Origin of the sequence: Mesorhizobium qingshengii (assembly GCF_027563465.1) — a bacterium.
Taxonomy (GTDB): Bacteria; Pseudomonadota; Alphaproteobacteria; order Rhizobiales; family Rhizobiaceae; genus Mesorhizobium; species Mesorhizobium qingshengii_A.
Map to the genome: position 1 here is coordinate 1 of NZ_JAPFQA010000002.1, position 18,286 is coordinate 18,286.

At 63.6% G+C, this 18,286-nt stretch carries 17 protein-coding genes and 1 tRNA gene; 11 read left to right on the plus strand and 7 right to left on the minus strand.

The genetic code is table 11. The features are described 5' to 3' along the window. Nucleotides 1-699: 699 nt before the first annotated feature. Complete coding sequence (locus OOJ09_RS04590) at nucleotides 700-975, plus strand: hypothetical protein (protein ID WP_269904070.1); 276 nt, start codon at nucleotides 700-702, stop codon at nucleotides 973-975. An 856-nt stretch (nucleotides 976-1,831) separates the two neighbouring features. On the opposite strand, the gene OOJ09_RS04595 is transcribed toward OOJ09_RS04590, so the two are convergent. Together OOJ09_RS04595 and OOJ09_RS04600 are read right to left on the minus strand one after the other, a co-directional pair. Next, nucleotides 1,832-1,907, minus strand: a tRNA-Ala gene (locus OOJ09_RS04595). Nucleotides 1,908-2,079: 172 nt separating this feature from the next. Then, nucleotides 2,080-2,469 (minus strand): TIGR02300 family protein, encoded by a 390-nt coding sequence (locus OOJ09_RS04600; RefSeq protein ID WP_091581070.1) that lies wholly within the window; start codon nucleotides 2,467-2,469, stop codon nucleotides 2,080-2,082. Between the two features lie 206 nt (nucleotides 2,470-2,675). Here OOJ09_RS04600 and aroA point away from each other — a divergent pair, with 206 nt between their 5' ends. The 4 genes from aroA (at nucleotide 2,676) to OOJ09_RS04620 (ending at nucleotide 8,722) form a co-directional block, all read left to right on the plus strand. After that, nucleotides 2,676-4,034, plus strand: a complete 1,359-nt coding sequence (gene aroA, locus OOJ09_RS04605; protein ID WP_269904071.1) for a 3-phosphoshikimate 1-carboxyvinyltransferase — start codon at nucleotides 2,676-2,678, stop codon at nucleotides 4,032-4,034. Between the two features lie 133 nt (nucleotides 4,035-4,167). Further along, nucleotides 4,168-4,818 carry a (d)CMP kinase gene (gene cmk, locus OOJ09_RS04610; protein WP_269904072.1) on the plus strand — a complete coding sequence of 217 codons (651 nt, stop codon included), beginning with the start codon at nucleotides 4,168-4,170 and terminating at the stop codon, nucleotides 4,816-4,818. Nucleotides 4,819-5,024: 206 nt separating this feature from the next. Continuing rightward, nucleotides 5,025-6,722 carry a 30S ribosomal protein S1 gene (gene rpsA / locus OOJ09_RS04615; RefSeq protein WP_091580884.1) on the plus strand — a complete coding sequence of 566 codons (1,698 nt, stop codon included), beginning with the start codon at nucleotides 5,025-5,027 and terminating at the stop codon, nucleotides 6,720-6,722. Nucleotides 6,723-6,955: 233 nt separating this feature from the next. Beyond that, nucleotides 6,956-8,722: a hypothetical protein gene (locus tag OOJ09_RS04620; protein WP_269904073.1), complete on the plus strand. Its 1,767-nt coding sequence runs from the start codon at nucleotides 6,956-6,958 to the stop codon at nucleotides 8,720-8,722. Here the strand turns inward: OOJ09_RS04620 and OOJ09_RS04625 are convergent. The 3 genes from OOJ09_RS04625 to OOJ09_RS04635 form a co-directional block, all read right to left on the minus strand. After that, entirely contained in the window at nucleotides 8,707-9,414 is a 708-nt protein-coding gene (locus tag OOJ09_RS04625) for an SDR family NAD(P)-dependent oxidoreductase (protein WP_269904074.1), read from the minus strand. The genes OOJ09_RS04620 and OOJ09_RS04625 overlap by 16 nt on opposite strands. Nucleotides 9,415-9,601: 187 nt before the next feature. Continuing rightward, complete coding sequence (locus OOJ09_RS04630; RefSeq protein ID WP_269904075.1) at nucleotides 9,602-11,191, minus strand: 5-guanidino-2-oxopentanoate decarboxylase; 1,590 nt, start codon at nucleotides 11,189-11,191, stop codon at nucleotides 9,602-9,604. After that, complete coding sequence (locus OOJ09_RS04635; RefSeq protein ID WP_269904845.1) at nucleotides 11,188-12,036, minus strand: dimethylarginine dimethylaminohydrolase family protein; 849 nt, start codon at nucleotides 12,034-12,036, stop codon at nucleotides 11,188-11,190. The genes OOJ09_RS04630 and OOJ09_RS04635 overlap by 4 nt, the downstream gene beginning before the upstream one ends. A gap of 219 nt (nucleotides 12,037-12,255) precedes the next feature. On the opposite strand from OOJ09_RS04635, the gene OOJ09_RS04640 reads away from it, so the two are divergent. Continuing rightward, nucleotides 12,256-13,068 (plus strand): ABC transporter ATP-binding protein, encoded by an 813-nt coding sequence (locus tag OOJ09_RS04640; protein ID WP_269904846.1) that lies wholly within the window; start codon nucleotides 12,256-12,258, stop codon nucleotides 13,066-13,068. A gap of 57 nt (nucleotides 13,069-13,125) precedes the next feature. After that, the gene (locus OOJ09_RS04645) at nucleotides 13,126-13,923 is read left to right on the plus strand and encodes a transporter substrate-binding domain-containing protein (protein WP_256749190.1); all 798 of its coding nucleotides are present in this window, start codon (nucleotides 13,126-13,128) and stop codon (nucleotides 13,921-13,923) included. Here OOJ09_RS04645 and OOJ09_RS04650 read toward each other — a convergent pair. Continuing rightward, on the minus strand, nucleotides 13,893-14,087 hold the full coding sequence (locus OOJ09_RS04650; RefSeq protein WP_269904076.1) for a hypothetical protein: 195 nt from the start codon (nucleotides 14,085-14,087) through the stop codon (nucleotides 13,893-13,895). The two genes, OOJ09_RS04645 and OOJ09_RS04650, sit on opposite strands and share 31 nt — an antisense overlap. Here OOJ09_RS04650 and OOJ09_RS04655 point away from each other — a divergent pair. From OOJ09_RS04655 to OOJ09_RS04665, 3 genes are all read left to right on the plus strand, one after another. Next, nucleotides 14,083-14,796, plus strand: coding sequence for an ABC transporter permease (locus OOJ09_RS04655; RefSeq protein ID WP_269904847.1), 714 nt, complete (start codon nucleotides 14,083-14,085; stop codon nucleotides 14,794-14,796). The two genes, OOJ09_RS04650 and OOJ09_RS04655, sit on opposite strands and share 5 nt — an antisense overlap. After that, nucleotides 14,796-15,605 (plus strand): ABC transporter permease, encoded by an 810-nt coding sequence (locus OOJ09_RS04660; protein ID WP_269904077.1) that lies wholly within the window; start codon nucleotides 14,796-14,798, stop codon nucleotides 15,603-15,605. The genes OOJ09_RS04655 and OOJ09_RS04660 overlap by 1 nt, the downstream gene beginning before the upstream one ends. Nucleotides 15,606-15,720: 115 nt before the next feature. After that, nucleotides 15,721-16,722 carry an Ldh family oxidoreductase gene (locus OOJ09_RS04665; protein WP_269904848.1) on the plus strand — a complete coding sequence of 334 codons (1,002 nt, stop codon included), beginning with the start codon at nucleotides 15,721-15,723 and terminating at the stop codon, nucleotides 16,720-16,722. A gap of 162 nt (nucleotides 16,723-16,884) precedes the next feature. Here OOJ09_RS04665 and OOJ09_RS04670 read toward each other — a convergent pair whose 3' ends face one another. Further along, nucleotides 16,885-17,274, minus strand: coding sequence for a hypothetical protein (locus OOJ09_RS04670; protein WP_269904078.1), 390 nt, complete (start codon nucleotides 17,272-17,274; stop codon nucleotides 16,885-16,887). A gap of 24 nt (nucleotides 17,275-17,298) precedes the next feature. Here OOJ09_RS04670 and OOJ09_RS04675 point away from each other — a divergent pair, with 24 nt between their 5' ends. After that, a complete protein-coding gene (locus OOJ09_RS04675) occupies nucleotides 17,299-18,276 on the plus strand; it encodes a complex I NDUFA9 subunit family protein (RefSeq protein ID WP_269904079.1) in 978 nt (325 codons plus the stop codon). Nucleotides 18,277-18,286 lie beyond the last annotated feature (10 nt).

The window sequence follows — 18,286 nt, forward strand, 5'->3', positions numbered from 1 at the left end:
ACGAAGGAGCGCATTTGCGTCAGACCAGATCGACATTCAAACGGTTTGGTTGCCGTTCGGTTTTCGCGGCCTGTTAGCGCGACTGCGCAAGCGATGAAAGAGGCGAAGGGCTAGGCGCGTCCTCGGTCCTCATCAGCAATTCACGAGGGCGAAGCCTCTCCACGCAAGGGCTCGATTCGATTTCGCCCTAAACAACGCCCGTTCGGGCCGCACCGCGCTTTATGCCGACAGGCTTGGCATCCGCCAACAATTTGATGCCGCGAGTGGTCATCCAAACCAACCAAACGTAAGGCTAGCCATCACCACCGCGATCAAGATTGAGAGCGGCACTGCGGCGAACAGCCCTGCTTCCAAAACTCGTGTTTCTTTGTCACTGAACATTAGACGCGCCTCATGAATTCTTCGTTGAATCCAAAAGCTGCGAACCCCCGATTCGGTTCCGCTCACTTTCATCGACAATGGCTCTGCCGAGCAAGGCGCTTACAGCAGGCCAGCCCGCTGCGGGGGCAGCGGGCTGATGGGTGTTCACACCCACGAGCAGCGAAGGGGTAAGAGAATTCGTTGCTCTTGTTCAGCCTGTGATACCGACCGCAGGTGCGCGACTTACGGATTCGTAAGGAAGGTTTCCTTGAGGAAGGTGGTAATGATACTTTGGCCCGTCCAAGGGCCGAGGAAACAACCAGGGAAGAGATAATTTCCATGAACATCAAAAAAGCGTGCTTAGGAGCACTTGCAGCAACCGTATTGGCTGGCGCTGCTCTGGCCGGGGCCCTCGATGAGCCCAAGATGATGTCGCCGTTCTTCACCGACGCGAGCATGAAGACTATGAAGTCCGACGCCGACATGAAGAAGGTCTGGGCGGCGATGGCCAAGGGCGATCAGGACAAGATGATGAAGGAATGCAACGATGCGGCGATGAGCAAGCCGCATGCCAAGTTCTGCGAGAAGCTGAAGGCACTCGGCGGCTCCAAGTAGCAGCCGAACGCCGACTATTTGGGAGCGGAGCAATGTCCGCTCCCACTGCTGGACTTCGTAGAGCCGGACCCGGATCTCGAACCGTATCTGGCAGGCGGGATCGAAGTCGTCGGCACCTATGATAGGGAGGGGGACGACGAGCGCGAACTTGACGACGAGCGCGAAGCCGATCCGACCGATTACGACTTCCCGGCTTTATTCTAGGCGGGCAGGGCCTGTAAATCTTGCGAGATGGGATAGCTGGCTCGCTGCCTCCACGGTGGCGGGCATTCTTGCTTTCTGGGGCTAATGGCGGGATCAGCGGGCACAATTGCGCCCGATTGCTTGCGCAAAACGCGGACCGAGCTGCCCTATTCGAGATGGTCAGGGACCCAATCAAACACCGCGAAGAGCAGCGACGATACAGGGAGCGCGATCTTGGTGGCGCCAAAACCATATCAGCCGGAAGAGGACGAAGAGGATTCGGACATGGTGATGCTCCGAGGCGGCTATTCACGCTGGTAGCTTGGCGTGGCCCCAAATGCGCCCCGGCTGTTGCCTAAAAGGCGGGAAGGGTGATTTCCGCCATTGCCGGGACGCTACCGGAGAGACGCACAACCAGCCCGGTGCATATTGGGCTGCGCTGATTTGGTTAATGAGAAGTTGTGACATGGCTAGAGGCCGCTCGACCTTTCGAACCTTTTTGATGGTTTCCCGACCAATACGCGCGCGCCTGCCCGAGGGGCGGGTTAGCCAGAAAGATTTCTGCAGGGTCGAAAATGAGTCTCGCGGTGCCCCGGCGGGGCCCCGAGCCATTTTCTACTAACCGGCCCGGAACGGGCGACTATGTAACTATCTGGAATGATTGGGGGAAAACTGGTGGAGCCAATCGGAATCGAACCGACGACCTCTTGAATGCCATTCAAGCGCTCTCCCAACTGAGCTATGGCCCCACTTCCGGCAGTCAACCGGCGCCGTTTCCGGCGAAGAGATCCGGCGCGGGTTGGAGACCGAGCCGTTAGTGCAGGCGGCTTCTAACCCCGCCCTTCGTCAATATCAAGCCTTGAATACCGGCTTTTTGTTCACAGGCCGAGAAAGCCTGCAAACGCTTGCGTCCCAGGCCGATCAGACCTCGTCGTCGTCGTCGCCAACGCCGATCATGTCGGCGACGTCGTCGTCTTCTTCCTCTTCGTCGGCCAGGAAGGTGTCATCCTCGTCGTCGCCGAGGTCGACGTCGTCCTCGTCATCGCCGAGATCGGGCAGATCGTCGGCCTTGACGTCCTCGTCGGCCTCTTCGAGCGAGACGACCTCAACGCCCTCTTCGTCCTCGGCGTCCACTTCCTTCTCGGCCACTTCCTCTTCCTCCTCGAGGGCGGCGATCTTGCCTTCCTCGAAATAGGAACGCGGATAGGTCTTGCCGGTGTAGGGCGAGACGATCGGGTCCTTGTTCAGGTCGTAGAATTTTCGGCCCGTCTCCGGGTCGATGCGTTTTGTGCCAAGTTCGGTTTTTGCCACGGCAAGCCTCGTCAATAAAAGAGTGGTCCCCTTAACCACAGTTTGCAGCGCTGTCAAAGCGAAAAGCCGGCGTCACAAAACCATGCATTGAAAGGCCTCGCGGCAAGTGGCGACCCTGGGGATGACCATTTCGCCCCGCCGTGATACGAGACCGCCGCAACAAATGAAAAGCGCCGGGCCGCCGGCGTTCCGTCCAGGGAAATTCCATGTCTCACGCTGCCGCCCCAAAGCCGGCCACCGCCCGCAGATCATCAGCCCTTTCCGGCACGGCACGCGTGCCGGGCGACAAGTCGATCTCGCACCGCTCCTTCATGTTCGGCGGCCTCGCCTCCGGCGAGACTCGCATCACCGGCCTGCTGGAGGGCGAGGACGTGATGCGCACGGGTGCGGCCATGAAGGCGATGGGGGCGCATATCGAAAAGCGCGGCGCCGAGTGGGTGATCCGCGGCACGGGCAACGGCGCGCTGCTGCAGCCGGAAGGCCCGCTCGATTTCGGCAATGCCGGCACCGGCTCGCGGCTCACCATGGGCCTGGTCGGCACCTATGACATGGAAACGACCTTCATCGGCGACGCCTCGCTGTCGGGCCGGCCGATGGGCCGCGTGCTGGAACCCTTGCGCCAGATGGGCGTGCAGGTGCTGAAGGCGACGCCCGGCGACCGCATGCCGATCACGCTGCATGGGCCAAAACATGCCGCGCCGATCACCTACCGGGTGCCGATGGCCTCGGCGCAGGTGAAGTCGGCGGTGCTGCTGGCCGGCCTCAACACGCCGGGCATCACCACCGTCATCGAGCCGGTGATGACGCGCGACCACACCGAAAAGATGCTGAAGGGGTTTGGCGCCAATTTGTCGGTGGAGACCGACGAGCGCGGCGTGCGCCACATCTTCATCGAGGGCCAGGGCAAGCTCACCGGCCAGACGATCGCGGTGCCGGGCGACCCGTCCTCGGCCGGCTTCCCGCTGGTGGCGGCATTGATCGTGCCGGGCTCGGACATTGTCATCGAAAACGTGCTGATGAACCCGACCCGCACCGGACTGCTTTTGACGCTGCAGGAAATGGGCGGCAAGATCGACATCCTCAACCCGCGCAATGCCGGAGGCGAGGATGTCGCCGACCTGCGCGTGCGCTACTCCGAACTGAAAGGCGTCGCCGTGCCGCCCGAGCGGGCGCCGTCGATGATCGACGAGTATCCGGTGCTCGCGGTCGCCGCCAGCTTCGCCGAGGGCGAAACGCTGATGCAGGGGCTGGAAGAGCTGCGGGTCAAGGAATCCGACCGGCTGTCGGCCGTCGCCAACGGACTGAAGCTCAACGGCGTCGACTGCACCGAGGGCGAAGCCTCGCTCGCGGTGCGCGGCAGGCCGGGCGGCAAGGGGCTGGGCGGCCATCCCAACGGCCAGGACACGACCGTGCAGACCCATCTCGACCACCGCATCGCCATGAGCTTTCTGGTCATGGGACTGGCAACGGAGAAGCCGGTGACCATCGACGACCAGGCGATGATCGCGACCAGCTTTCCTGAGTTCATGGGGCTGATGAAGGGGCTGGGCGCGGAGATCGGATGACAGTCGTGGCAATCGCAAACCGTGGAGATTGGGCGCCAGCGTACCTCCCTTCGTCATCCTGGAGTCTCAGCGACGGAGCTTCGCTCCTGCTCCGCCCTGGGATGACGACGGGGCGAAGGCCGGTTCCCTGCCAATGACACACGTCTTCACCATCGCCATAGACGGCCCAGCCGGAGCCGGAAAGGGCACCCTTGCCCGGCGGCTCGCAGACCATTACCGGCTGAACCTGCTCGACACCGGCCTCACCTATCGCGCGGTGGCCCATGCGCTGATCCAGCACGCGCTGCCGCTCGACAATGTCTCGGCGGCGGAAACCGCGGCCCGCCAGGTCGATCTGGCAAGGCTCGACCGGGCGGTCCTGTCGGCGCATGCCATCGGCGAGGCCGCCTCGAAGGTCGCCGTTTTCCCGACGGTGCGGCGGATCCTGGTCGAAAAGCAGCGCGACTTCGCCAAGACACCGCCGGGCGCGGTGCTCGACGGCCGTGACATCGGCACCGTGGTCTGTCCCGACGCCGACATAAAACTCTATGTGACGGCGAGCGCCGAGGTGCGGGCAAGGCGGCGGCTGGCCGAGATCGAAAGCATCGGCGGCACCGCCAATTTCGCCGAAATCCTCGCCGATATCGTGCACCGCGACGAGCGCGACATGGGCCGCGCCGACTCGCCGTTGAAGCCCGCGGCCGACGCGCACTTGCTTGATACCAGCGAAATGGCTATAGAAGCCGCGTTTCTCGCAGCCAGAGCTGTTATCGACGACGTGCTGGCCAAGAGAGACAAGGCCTGAGCTGGGTTTTCATGCTGTTTCCGATTGCCGGAGGCGAAGAAAATACCCATATCGGGCACGAACCAGCCTGCCAGCATTCTTCATGCGCCGGAATTGCCGCCTAAAGAGCGGCCCAGGGCTTTTGTAGCCCGGAACGCCGGCAGGCCCAAGCAACGCTAACCCACGGCGCCCGTCCCGCGACAGATGCGGGGCATCCAGGAGAAACAATGTCAGCTGCAAATCCCACTCGCGATGATTTCGCGAGCCTGCTCGAAGAATCATTTACCGCCGGCCACTCCGGCGAAGGCCAGGTCGTCAAGGGCATCATCACCGCCATTGAAAAAGACATGGCGATCATCGATGTCGGCCTCAAGGTCGAAGGCCGCGTGCCGCTGAAGGAATTCGGCGTCAAGGGCAAGGACACGACGCTCAAGGTCGGCGACACGGTCGAGGTCTATGTCGAGCGCATCGAGAACGCGCTTGGCGAAGCGATGCTTTCGCGCGAGAAGGCCCGCCGCGAAGAGAGCTGGGTCCGTCTTGAAGAGAAGTTCACCAAGGGTGAGCGCGTCGAAGGCGTCATCTTCAACCAGGTCAAGGGCGGCTTCACCGTCGACCTCGACGGAGCCGTGGCCTTCCTGCCGCGCAGCCAGGTCGATATCCGCCCGATCCGCGACGTCTCGCCGCTGATGCACAACCCGCAGCCCTTCGAGATCCTCAAGATGGATCGCCGCCGCGGCAACATCGTGGTGTCGCGCCGCACCGTGCTTGAGGAGAGCCGCGCCGAACAGCGTTCGGAAATCGTGCAGAACCTCGAAGAAGGCCAGGTTGTCGAAGGCGTCGTCAAGAACATCACCGACTACGGTGCGTTCGTCGACCTCGGCGGCATCGACGGCCTGCTGCACGTCACCGACATGGCATGGCGCCGCGTCAACCATCCGACCGAAATCCTCAACATCGGCCAGACGGTCAAGGTGCAGATCATCCGCATCAACCAGGAAACCCACCGCATCTCGCTCGGCATGAAGCAGCTCGAGAGCGATCCGTGGTCCGAGATCGGCACCAAGTTCCCGATCGGCAAGAAGATCAAGGGCACCGTCACCAACATCACCGACTACGGCGCGTTCGTCGAGCTGGAGCCGGGCATCGAGGGCCTCATCCACGTTTCGGAAATGTCGTGGACGAAGAAGAACGTGCATCCCGGCAAGATCCTGTCGACGACGCAGGAAGTCGACGTGGTGGTGCTCGAGGTCGATCCGGCCAAGCGCCGCATCTCGCTCGGCCTCAAGCAGACGCTGGAAAACCCGTGGGAAGCCTTCGCGCGCACCCATCCGGTCGGCAGCCAGGTCGAGGGCGAGGTCAAGAACAAGACCGAGTTCGGCCTGTTCATCGGCCTGGAAGGCGACGTGGACGGCATGGTGCACCTCTCCGACCTCGACTGGACCCGTCCGGGCGAGCAGGTCATCGAAGAGTACAATCGCGGCGACATGGTCAAGGCGCAGGTGCTCGACGTCGACATCGAGAAGGAGCGCATCTCGCTCGGCATCAAGCAGTTGGCCAAGGATACGGTCGGCGAGGCAGCGACTTCGGGCGAACTGCGCAAAAACGCCGTCGTCACCTGCGAAGTCATCGGCGTCAAGGATGGTGGTCTGGAAGTGCGGCTGGTCGACAGCGGCATCGAGACCTTCATCAAGCGCTCCGATCTGAGCCGCGACCGCGACGAGCAGCGCCCCGAGCGCTTCACCGTCGGCCAGAAGGTCGATGCCCGCGTCATCGCCTTCGACAAGAAGACCCGCAAGCTGCAGGTCTCGATCAAGGCGCTGGAAATCGCCGAGGAGAAGGAAGCGGTTGCCCAGTACGGCTCGACCGACTCCGGCGCTTCGCTGGGCGATATCCTGGGTGCCGCGCTGAAGAAGCAGGGCAGCTAAGCATCGGCTGCCGCCGCGCAGTTCGCGCGGTTATCAACAAAACCCCGCCGGATCGCTCCGGCGGGGTTTTTCTTTACGGTAAGATAAACTTCCTCGCGTATTTGCCTTGTGGTCCGCGAGGGAGGCTTTTCATGCGCAATGGCGATGATCGTTCCACCAGGGGATCGTCGTGGTTGCTGCGTCTTTACACCAGGTCGCCGGCCTTTTTCTGCTATTGCGCAATGGCGATCTTGATGACCGTTCTGTGGTCCTTGGACTTCCGGCTCAATGGCGACGCGGACGACCTCCTGAAACTGCATGAAGTCCGTACCTTGCTTGAAACGGGCAACATCTTCGACCGGACGCTGCCCGGCATTGTCCAGCCAGAGCCCTATGTCTCGCATTGGCCATGGATCGTGGACCTGCCCTATGCCGCCTTCGCGCGCCTGCTCGCGCCGTTTGCCGGCTTCGAGCCGGCGCTGATGCTGGCAAGCTTTGCGGTTCCGCTGCTGCTGCTCGCGCCGGCGCTCTATTTCTACAATCGACTGGTGATCGCCACCGGTTTTGCCTACCCGGCCGTTGCATTGCCGCTGGCTTTGATCTTTGCCGTGCGCACCTTTTTCGAATACGCCCCGGGACGGATCGACTATCACAATCTGCAAATATTGCTGCTGCTCGCGGCCCTGGTGTTGATGATGTCGCCGAACCGCCTTTCAGCCTTCGTCAACGGGCTGCTGGCGGCCCTGGCAATTGCTGTCAGCGCCGAGTTCGCGCCGTTCTATGCTCTCGTGATGGCAGTCTATGCCTTTGACTGGATCCTTGGCCGCGAAGGCGGTGAAGACAGGATCGTCGGTTTTGGGCTGGCCCTGGCCATTGGCGCGGTCGGTCTGTACGCCGCGATCGTGCCGCCTTCAGCCTATGCCGCCGTCAGATGCGACACCTATTCGGCGCCGCATGTGACGGCATTGGCCGCGGCCGGGCTTTCATTTGCCGTCGTGCCTTTGCTTGTCGGACGGCGCGGCGGATGGGCAACGCGCGCGGCAATTCTGCTGGTGTTCGCGGCCGCCAGCCTGGCGGCGCTGGTGATGTTGTTCCCGCAATGCCTGGCCGGCCCTTATGGCTCGCTCGACGCTTATGTTCGCGACAACATGCTCAACAGAATCCTCCAGGAATTGAGCCTGTTTCGGCGGCCTGATTTCGTTCTGTCGGCAAGTTTTCCGAGCATGGTGCTGCTTTTTGTCGGCGCGCTTGCCCCGGTTGTCATCTGCCTCGATCCGCATGGCCGAAGCCGCCCCCTCGTCATACTGGCGCTGTTCTCGCTGCTCGCTCTGGTGCTGGCGATCGACTATCTCCGCTACTTCCGCTATCTGCCGGTTTTTTCCGGCATCGGCCTGATCTTCGTGCTGGCGAGTTTCCTGCCACGCGACGCAAGACTGGCCCGCTACCTGGAATCTCCCGTGCCGGTGGCATCGCGCAGATACGCGTTGATCGTCCCCGGTCTCGTCCTGTCGGGAGCAATGGCGCTATACCACCTCTCGGTGAGAGCATCCCAGGCAGCGATTCCCGCTGCCGAGTTCGCCGACAGTTGTTACTTCAGTCATTTTGATCCGCAACGGGGTTGGCCGGCAGGCGCCGTCGTTCTTGCGCCACCATTGATCGGATCGCATTTTGTCGCGCTTGCCGAAGGTCCCAAGGTCGTGACGATCCCCAACCACCCTTCAGCCAAGGGCATCGAACGGAGCTATCGTTTTCTCGACCCTTCGACCGCCGACCCGCGCGCGATCCTCGATGCCTCCAAGGCGACGCATGTTGCGATTTGCGCGTGGCGAGACCCGCCCTCGCCACATCTCGAAGCCGCCTATCCATTCGCGGCGGCGCTGATGGAAGGCCACCCGCCGGCATGGTTGAGGGAGTGCCCTACGGATGCTTCATCGCCACTGCGAATCTACAGCTACCGCAATACCGATGGATCGGAAGCCGGCTGCCCCGCTTCGACGCTCTCTGCTCAGGCCCTGCCGTAAAGCGGTACCAACGTGCCGCTCATCGCCTGATTGGCCGGTGAGGCGAGATAGGCGATGGCTTCGGCCGCCGCCTCGAGGCTGACCCATTTGGTGACATCGGCGTCCGGCATGTCGGCGCGGTTCGCCGGCGTGTCGAGCGTAGACGGCGCCACGGCATTGACCAGGATGCCCTTGCCCTTGAGTTCCTCGGCCATTGCCACCGTCATTGCCGCGACCGCCGCCTTGCTGGCGGCGTAGGCAACCATGCCACCGCCACGCCGTGGATCGAGCCCGGCGCGCGCCGTGACGTTGACGATGCGGCCCGCGGTGCCCGACACCAGCATCGAGCGCACCGCCGCGCGGCAGCACAGGAAGGCGGTGCGCGCATTGGTGTCCATCATCTCGGCAAAGGATGCCGATTCGATCTTTTCCACCGGCGCCGCGGCAAAGCCGCCGGCCAGGTGGATCGAGCCCCACAGGCCTGGGACCTGGCTGTAGAACGCCTCGACCTTGGCGGAGTCCGAGAGATCGACATTGTGCACCAGCCTGACACGGTCATGCGCGGTGAAGGGGAAATGCGCGGGCGCGGCGGCATGGGCATTGGGTACATGGCAGATCGCGCCCTCACCCAGCAGTTTGCCGACTACCGCGCCACCGAGCGCCCCGGTTCCGCCGGTCACGACGATATGCCTGCCATCAAGTGTTTCCGTCATCTTTCGACCGCTCCTGTCATTTTTCTTCTTATGCTTGTGCCGCGCCGGCGCAGAAAATCGCGCCTTTCGCGCGATCACTCAACTGAAATCTCAACATGGCAGTCGTCGCGTCTTTGCATGCATCCGCCCGCCGGCCAGCGGGGGTCCATGCAAAGCCTAGGCACGAGGCACGTTGCGCCGCCAATGCTCAATCGACGGTGATTTCGATGACGCGCGGCAGTCCGGTTGCCCGCGCGCGTTTCAGCGCGCCCGCCAGGTCGTCGATGTCGGCAATGCGTTCGGCGCTGATGCCATAGGCTTCCGCCAGCTTGCAGAAATCCGGCGGCGCCGGCGACACACCGACCGGCTCGACACCGACGTCGAGCATCGAGGTTTCGATCTCGCGGTAGCCCCGATTGTTCCAGACCACGAAGATGACCGACGCCTGGGCATCGAGCGCGGCACCCAGTTCCGGCAAGGTGAACTGGAAGCCGCCGTCACCGGTCAGGCATACGACCGGCGCATCGGGCACGGCAAGGGCGGCGCCGATCGCCGCCGGCGGACCATAGCCAAGCGCGCCGAAGCCGGTGGCGGCATTGAACCAGCCACCTGGCCGGTCATGATCGTAATAAAGGTTGGCGGCATAGATCGGTTGCGTGGAATCGCCGACGATGATCGCGCCCGGCAGCGCATCGCGGATCGTCTCGACGGCGCGCACCTGTGCCTGCAACGTCGGATTGATCTCGGCAAAGGCCGCTTCCCGTGCAGCGGCGGCGCGCGCCGGGCCGGCTTCGTTTGCACGGACATGGCTGGTTTCCAGGAGCAGCGCTTCGAGCGCCTCGGCGCAATCGGCCTGGATCGCAACAGTCACCGGGCGGCGGGCGAGCTGGTCGGCGCCGATATCGATGCGGATGAGGTTGGCGGGCAGGACAAAACCGCCGTCGCTGTAGCCATCATAGTCGGTCGGGCCGAATTCGGTGCCGGCGGCGATGACCAGGTCGGCTTCGGCCATCAGCGCCCGCACCACCTTCAGGCTGGGGCTGGCCGGCACGCAAAGCGGATGGCCGTGCAAGAGACCGCGCGCATTGGCGGTCTGCACGACCGGCGCCCCGAGCCGCTCGGCAAGGCGCCGCAATGACGGTTCGGCGCGCTTGGCGCCGCCGCCGGCAAGGATCAGCGGACGGCGCGCCGCGGCGATGAGTTCGGCCGCCCTGGCGATTGCCGCGCGCTCCGGCACGGGCGGCGCGGCATTGCTCAGGACGGCAGCGATGCCGTCCGCCGGCTTGACCATGACGTCGGTCGGGATCTCGATATGCACCGGGCCTGGCCGCGACGATGAAAACAGGGCGAAGGCACGGGCGAGCGCGCCGGGCAGTTCGCCGGCTTCGGTAACGCGCTGAGAAAACAGCGCCACCTTTTCCATCATGCCGCGCTGGTCGGGCAGTTCATGCAGGAAGCCCAGACCCTTGCCCAGCGTCGGCGTGGCGTTGACCCCGGAGATCACCAGCATCGGCACTGAATCGGCGCGCGCCTGACCCATGGCCGTGATGGTGTTGGTCAGCCCAGGTCCGGTGATGACGAAGGCGACGCCCGGCCTGCCGCTGGCGCGCGCATAGCCGTCCGCCATGAAGCCGGCGCCCTGTTCGTGGCGCGGCGTGACATGGCGAATCTTCGAGCGGGCAAGTCCCCGGTAAAGCTCGACCGTGTGCACGCCGGGAATGCCGAAGACCGTATCGACGCCATGGGCTTCGAGCAGCGAAATGAGAGCCTCGCCGACAGTCGTCCCGATGCTCGTCATTGGCGCAGCACCGGTCGTGTCAGGCAAGTCGGGCCGCCCTCGCATGCGATGCAGAGCGCATCCGCCTCGAAGGTGGAAACCGCGCAGCCGGCCGCCTGCATGGCAGCCGCTGTCCTGGGAAAGCCGGCGACAGCGATCACCTGGCGCGGCGCCGTCGGCAGCACATTGAGGCTGAGCCCGTTGGAGGCGAAGAATTCGTCGGCATCGCCCTCGACCAGCCTGATGCCGCGCGCGCGCAGCAGCTGGTAGAAAGCGGCCGGCAGCAAAGGCGCGTAGACCAGCGCCAGATCGTCGGCAAGCGGGCTGATCACCGACATCAGATGCAGGCAGGCTTCCTCGCCATGCCAGAGCGGCAGGTCGAAGCCATAAACCGAAATGCCCTTGGGCGAGAGCAGGTTTGACAGCTGCTGGATGCCGTGCTGGTTGGTGCGCACGCCACGGCCGACGGCCAGCGTGTCTGCATCCACCCAGACGCAGTCGCCGCCTTCCACCTGGCCCGGACCATCGATGCGGCCGAGAAGGGGGATGCCCATGCGCCTGTAGGCTATCTCATGCAGACCGGGCTCAGGCTGGCGCAGCGCCTTGCCCATCGAGAGAATGATCGCGCCATGATCGGTCATCAGCGACGGATCATGGGTGAAAACGGAATCGGCCAGCCCGTCATCGGCGTCCGTCAGCCATTCGATCTCGGCGCCGGAGGCTGCGACCATGCTGGTCAGCTGCTCATGCTGGGCAGCGGCTTTTTGCGCATCGAAGCCGGGGCCGTAGTGCCATTCCTGCGCCCTGGCATGACGCATGGCGCTCTCGGCGGAGCGCATCAGCACGCGCTTCAACGGTCCGGCCATCGACTGCGACCCGTATGTTTTGCCCACTCAATTCTCCCGAAGCGTCCGTTGCCGCCACTAACCACTACAGCAGGCCGTGATCAATAGTCCAAAAACCATGGTTGACGGAGGCAAGCGGAACGGTCCATCTTGAGAACGGGAACTCTGTCAGTGACGGGTAATGGGTAAAAGAATCCAGCAGCGACGAGCTCGACCGCTCCGCGGAGCGTCGAAGGGATGATGGCTCAACTCGCCGCACCCGCACTGAAACACACGGCGCAGGACGGCGCCGCCGAAGCCATCCATGTCGAGAACCTGCACAAGAAGTTCGGTGAGCTGCATGTGCTGAAGGGCGTCTCGCTGTCGGCGCGCGACGGCGAGGTCATCGCCATCATCGGCGGCTCGGGCTCGGGCAAATCGACACTGCTGCGCTGCATCAACTGCCTGGAAAACCCGACCAGCGGCGTCATCCGTGTCAATGGCGAGGAGATCAAGCTGAAGGCCGACAGCCACGGCCACACGGTTCCGGCCGACCGCAGGCAGATCGAACGCATCCGCTCCAAGCTCGGCATGGTGTTCCAGAACTTCAACCTGTGGAGCCATATGACGCTGATCGAAAACGTCATCGAGGTTCCGGTGCATGTGCTTGGCGTCAAGCGCGAGGTGGCCGTCGCCGAGGCGGAAAAGCTGCTTGCCCGCGTCGGCCTGGCCGAAAAGCGCGACGTCTATCCGGCCTATCTGTCGGGCGGCCAGCAGCAGCGGGCCGCGATCGCTCGCGCCTTGGCCATCAATCCGCGCGTCATGCTGTTCGACGAGCCGACCTCCGCACTCGACCCCGAGCTGGTCGGCGAGGTGCTGAAGGTGATCGGCGACCTGGCGCGCGAAGGCCGCACCATGGTGCTGGTCACACACGAGATGAAGTTCGCCCGCGAGGTCGCGACACACGTCGTCTATCTCTACAACGGGCTGGTCGAGGAAGAAGGACCGCCGGAGCAGATCTTCGGCGCGCCCAGATCCGAGAGGCTCAAGCAGTTCATCCGCAACATCGGCTAGGGAAAGGCCGCGACGGAAGAAAAACCGGGAACCAACAACAAACTGGGAGTCGTTAAAATGAAGACTGTTCTGAAGACATTCGCCGCGGCGCTGCTGCTGGGCGTCGCCGCCATGGGCGTGGCCAAGGCCGATCCTGTCAAGATCGGCGTCGCCGCCGAACCCTATCCGCCCTTCACTTCGCCGGATGCGTCCGGCAAATGGGTCGGCTGGGAGATCGATTTCATCGACGCCGTCTGTGCCGAAGAAAAGCTCGACTGTGTCATCACCCCCGTCGCCTGGGACGGCATCATTCCGGCGCTGACGACCAAGAAAATCGACGTCATCGCCAGTTCGATGTCGATCACGGAGGAGCGCAAGAAGACGATCGACTTCTCCGACAAGTACTACAACACCCCGACCGCGATCATCGGACCAAAGGACCAGAAGTTCGGCTCCGCTCCGGACGACCTCAAGGGCAAGGTCATCGGGGTCCAGGTGTCGACGGTGCATGCCGTGTACGCCAAGAAGCACTTCACCGGGGCGCAGGAAATCAAGGAATACCAGACCCAGGACGAGGCCAACCAGGATCTCGCCGCCGGCCGTCTCGACGCGGTACAGGCCGATTCCATCGCGCTTGGCGAATTCCTCAAGTCGGACCAGGGCAAGGCCTGCTGCGATCTGAAGGGCATGGTGGCTCCGGACGATGAAGTGCTCGGACCGGGCGTCGGCGCCGGCGTCCGCAAGGAGGACACCGACCTGAAGGAAAAGATCAACGCCGGCATCAAGGCCATTCGCGCCAACGGCAAATATGACGAGATTTCGAAGAAGTACTTCGATTTCGATATTTACGGCGGCGGCGGCGCGCAGTCGAACTGATCGGCAAGTCTGGGCTTGTGACCGCGCGGCGCGTTGAGCGCCGTGCGGTTTGCCTGAACCTCTCCACGCACGCTTTCGCTGACGAAAATGGCCAGCGGCTGACGCAGCAATCCGGGGGCGAAGCTGATCGACGCATTTCTTTCGGCCTCGGCGGCCGGCATCATCGAACTTCTCTCGCCCAACCCACCGGGCTGGGGCAGGACGCTTTTGGTTGGGCTTCTGCATTCGATCGAGATCGCGCTGGGCGCCACGTGCCTCGGTCTCTTGATCGGCACCGGCGGCGCCTATGGCAAGCTTTATGGCGGTCCGGTGGTGCGCGACCTGCTGGGTGTCTACACGACCATCGTGCGCGCGGTGCCCGAACTGGTGCTGATCCTGCTGCTCTATTACGCCGGCACCGACCTGATCAATCAGGCGCTGACGGCAATGGGCTATCAGCGCGTCGACATCAGCGGCCTTGCCGCCGGCATCGCCGTGCTCGGCTTTGTCCAGGGCGCCTACTCGACCGAGGTGATCCGTGGGGCGATCCTGGCCATTCCGCAGGGCCAAATTGAAGCCGCCCGCGCCTATGGAATGTCTCCTGGACTTCTCCTGCGGCGCATCACCTTGCCGGCAATGCTGCCTTTCGCCATACCGGGCCTTGCCAATCTCTGGCTCATTGCCACCAAGGATACAGCCCTGCTGGCGGTCGTCGGTTTCTACGAACTGGCGCTGGCAACACGGCAGGCCGCGGGCGTCACCAAGGCTTATTTCACCTTCTTCTTTGCCGCGGCAGTGCTCTACCTGCTGCTATCCCTGATTTCCAATTTCCTTATCGGCCGCGTCGAAGCATGGTCCCGGCGCGGCATGCCTTCGCTCAGGGAAGCACGCTGATGGCCAACGAAGCGGCCATCATCAACGTTGTCGCGCGGACCTCGCTGTGGCTGCAGCCGCATCGCATCGTGCTGATCCTGATCGCGCTGGGGCTGGTTCTGGCGGCAGCCTTTTTCATGCGCTGGGACTGGTTGCCGCAATATTATGAAATGGGATTGATCGGCATCTGGCGCTCGCTGTGGATCCTGGCCGTCACCTGCATTCTGGGCTTCCTGTTCGCGGTGCCGCTCGGGCTGGCGCAGGCCACCGGTTCGTTCTGGTTCGCCGCGCCCGCCAAGGCCTTCTGCACGATCATCCGGGGGACGCCGCTTCTGATCCAGCTGTGGCTGCTCTATTACGGCCTGGGCTCGCTGTTTCCGCAGTACCCGTGGGTCCGCGAGTCCTGGATGTGGCCGTATCTGCGGCAGGCGTGGCCCTATGGCGTACTGGCGCTGACCTTGTCCTTCGCCGGCTATGAGGGCGAAGTGATGCGCGGTGCGTTTGCCGGCGTTCCCAAGGGGCAATTGGAAGCCGCGCGCGCCTTCGGCATGAGCCGCTGGAAGATCTTCCGGCGCATCTGGCTGCCGCAGGCTTTCTACCGGGCGCTGCCGACGCTGACCGGCGAGACCGTGCTGCAGTTGAAATCGACGCCGCTGGTGGCGACGATCAGCGTCATCGACATCTTCGCCGTTTCGTCGAAGGTGCGGCAGGACACCTACCTCACCTACGAACCCTTGCTGCTGCTGGCGCTGATCTACATGACGATCACCGGCATTCTCGTCTTCGCGTTCAGCAGGATCGAGGCGCGGATCCCCAACAAAATTGGGTAGAAGCAAATAGCGAATAGCGAGTAGTAATCGGGGACAGGGGACGCGCGATGGCCGACAGCTCGCCATTCCCCTATTCGCTATTCCCTGTTCGCTACTCACTCAGGAACTCATCGTGATGCAACTCAGTCTCGACCAGGCCAAAGGACTGTGCCGAATGGCGGCGCTTGGCGCCGGTGCCAATGAGGAAGCGGCGCAATCGCTCACCGCCTCGATCATATCAGCCGAGGCGGAAGGGCTTTCGACCGTCGGGCTGTCGCATCTCATCGACTACCTCGAGGCGCTGGAAGCCGGGCGCATTGACGGCAATGCAGATCCGGTGATCACCCGGCCGGCACTCGCGGTCTATCTCTCCGACGCGCGCGGCGGTCTGGCGCATACCGGCTTCGACCGCACAATCGACGACCTCGCCAAGGCCGCGCGGTTGTTCGGTGTCGCCATCTTCTCGCAGAAGAACGCCTATACATGCGGCGCGCTCGGCTATTTCACCGGACGGCTGGCCGCCCAGGGGCTGGTGTCGTTCGCCGCCACCAACGGCCCGGCCATTCTCGCCGGCTCGGGCTCGACCAAGCCGGTCTACTGCACCAACCCGATGTCGTTTGCGGCCCCTGCCGCCGACGGCGCGCCGCTGGTCATCGACCAGTCGTCGAGCGCCACCGCTTTCGTCAATATCCGAAAGGCGGCGGAAGACGGCAAGAAGATACCCGAAGGCTGGGCGCTGGACGCCAGCGGCAACCCGACCACCGATCCGGCCGCCGCCATGAAAGGCGCCATGCTCGCCTTCGGCGGCCAGCGCGGCGCCAATATCGCCCTGATGGTCGAAGTGCTGGCGGCCGGCCTGTCGGGCGCCAACTGGTCGCTCGACGCGCCATGGTTCACCGGCGGAGCGGAGAGCCCCGGCACCGGGCTGTTCGTGCTTGCGGTGGAGCCCAAGCTGCTCGACCCGGACTTCGAGCAGCGGATGAAGGACCAGCTCGACCGGCTGCGGCGCCGCTATGGCGTGCATGTGCCGGGCCGCGCCCGCGCCGAGGCCGTCGAGAGGGCGCAAGCGCGCGGGATCACCGCGTCCAAGGCGGTGGTGCAGCGCATCTCCGAGTTCGCGGCGCGTTATTCTTCCTGAATGAAGTCAACGGATTTTTTCCGCGCCTCGCTGAACCTTCTGGTGCGTTGCGACGACCAATAGCTGTCCGGGTCGGGTTTGCCCGGTCGGTGCCATCCGGTCGAATGTGTCCAGGGCTGGGGCGGGCGTGCTTGCTTCGCGCCCACTTGATACCGTCTCAGGTCAGGCAGCCTCGTTGGACCCTGGTTTCGACATGAGCGTCACCCGGAAAACCCCGCCTCGGCGGGGTTTTCTGCGTTTGAATTTGCCCGCGGGTGCGTCAATAAAACACGCGTCCTTTCGGCCGCCGAGAAATCGCTTTCGTGGACCGCGATCCTGCTCTTCTTGGTCATTCCCGGCGGCAACCGCCACTCGGTCGACGCCCGCATCGGCAAGGCATTCAGACTCGTTTTGGTCCTGACGCAATTCCCAGGGGAAAGCGCTATGCGCTTTTCCCGGGAAAACCGCTTCGCACTTTTCCTGGAATTGCTCAAAAACAAGGGGGACAGCGACGACGCGTCGCCCTTTGCCTTTGGCGCAAAACCGACTATGAAACGGCTTCAGCCAAGCCATCTGGAACGTGCGCCGGAGCCAGCCATGACCGAAATCCTGCAGACCCCAAAGCTCGTCGTCGTCTTTGGCGGGTCAGGCTTTGTCGGCCGCCATGTCGTGCGCGCGCTGGCCAAGCGCGGCTATCGCATCCGGGTCGCCTGCCGGCGGCCCGATCTTGCCGGCCACCTGCAGCCGCTTGGCAATGTCGGCCAGATCCAGCCGGTGCAGGCCAATGTGCGCGTGCGCTGGTCGATCGACCGCGCCGTGCAGGGTGCTGACCATGTCGTCAATCTCGTCGCCATCCTGCATGAGACCGGCCGCCAGAAATTCTCCGCCTTGCACGAGTTCGGCGCCCGCGCCGTGGCCGAAGCGGCGCGCGCCGTCGGCGCCGGCCTGACCCACGTTTCCGCGCTTGGCGCCGATCTGGAGTCCGGGTCGGACTACGCACGCACCAAGGCGCTTGGCGAAAAGGCCGTGCTCGAGACGATCAAGGACGCCGTGATCTTCCGGCCATCGATCAATTTCGGGCCCGAGGACGAATTCTTCAACCGCTTCGCCAACATGGCGCGCTATTCGCCGGTGCTGCCGCTGATCGGCGGCGGCCAGACCAAGTTCCAACCGGTCTATGTCGGCGACGTTGCCGAAGCGGTGGCGCGTTCGGTCGACGGCAAGGTCGGGGGCGGCCAGATCTATGAACTTGGCGGACCGGAGGTGCTTACCTTCAAGGAGTGCATGGAAGAGCTGCTTGAAGTGATCGAGCGCAAGCGCCTGCTGGTGCCGGTGCCGTGGTGGGTAGCAAACATCGAGGCCTCGATCCTCGGCCTGTTGCCCAATCCGCTGCTGACCAAGGACCAGGTGCTGCAGCTGCGCGAGCACAACATCGTTTCCGACGCGGCGGCGAAGGCCAACCGGACATTGCCCGGGCTCGGCATCCAGCCGCAATCGATCGGCTCGATCCTGCCGAGCTACCTCTGGCGGTTCCGCGCCGCCGGCCAGTTCCAGCAGCGCAAGCCCGCAGCTTAACTTCCAGAAG

Coding starts and splice junctions, on each gene's coding strand:
- cmk (WP_269904072.1), top strand. CDS start 4,168: ATGACACACGTCTTCACCATCGCCATAGACGGCCCAGCCGGAGCCGGA.
- OOJ09_RS04645 (WP_256749190.1), top strand. CDS start 13,126: ATGAAGACTGTTCTGAAGACATTCGCCGCGGCGCTGCTGCTGGGCGTC.
- OOJ09_RS04635 (WP_269904845.1), bottom strand. CDS start 12,036: ATGGCCGGACCGTTGAAGCGCGTGCTGATGCGCTCCGCCGAGAGCGCC.
- OOJ09_RS04650 (WP_269904076.1), bottom strand. CDS start 14,087: ATGATGCCGGCCGCCGAGGCCGAAAGAAATGCGTCGATCAGCTTCGCC.
- OOJ09_RS04620 (WP_269904073.1), top strand. CDS start 6,956: ATGACCGTTCTGTGGTCCTTGGACTTCCGGCTCAATGGCGACGCGGAC.
- OOJ09_RS04665 (WP_269904848.1), top strand. CDS start 15,721: ATGCAACTCAGTCTCGACCAGGCCAAAGGACTGTGCCGAATGGCGGCG.
- OOJ09_RS04630 (WP_269904075.1), bottom strand. CDS start 11,191: ATGACGAGCATCGGGACGACTGTCGGCGAGGCTCTCATTTCGCTGCTC.
- OOJ09_RS04670 (WP_269904078.1), bottom strand. CDS start 17,274: ATGGCTTGGCTGAAGCCGTTTCATAGTCGGTTTTGCGCCAAAGGCAAA.
- OOJ09_RS04590 (WP_269904070.1), top strand. CDS start 700: ATGAACATCAAAAAAGCGTGCTTAGGAGCACTTGCAGCAACCGTATTG.
- OOJ09_RS04675 (WP_269904079.1), top strand. CDS start 17,299: ATGACCGAAATCCTGCAGACCCCAAAGCTCGTCGTCGTCTTTGGCGGG.
- aroA (WP_269904071.1), top strand. CDS start 2,676: ATGTCTCACGCTGCCGCCCCAAAGCCGGCCACCGCCCGCAGATCATCA.
- OOJ09_RS04625 (WP_269904074.1), bottom strand. CDS start 9,414: ATGACGGAAACACTTGATGGCAGGCATATCGTCGTGACCGGCGGAACC.
- OOJ09_RS04640 (WP_269904846.1), top strand. CDS start 12,256: ATGGCTCAACTCGCCGCACCCGCACTGAAACACACGGCGCAGGACGGC.
- rpsA (WP_091580884.1), top strand. CDS start 5,025: ATGTCAGCTGCAAATCCCACTCGCGATGATTTCGCGAGCCTGCTCGAA.
- OOJ09_RS04660 (WP_269904077.1), top strand. CDS start 14,796: ATGGCCAACGAAGCGGCCATCATCAACGTTGTCGCGCGGACCTCGCTG.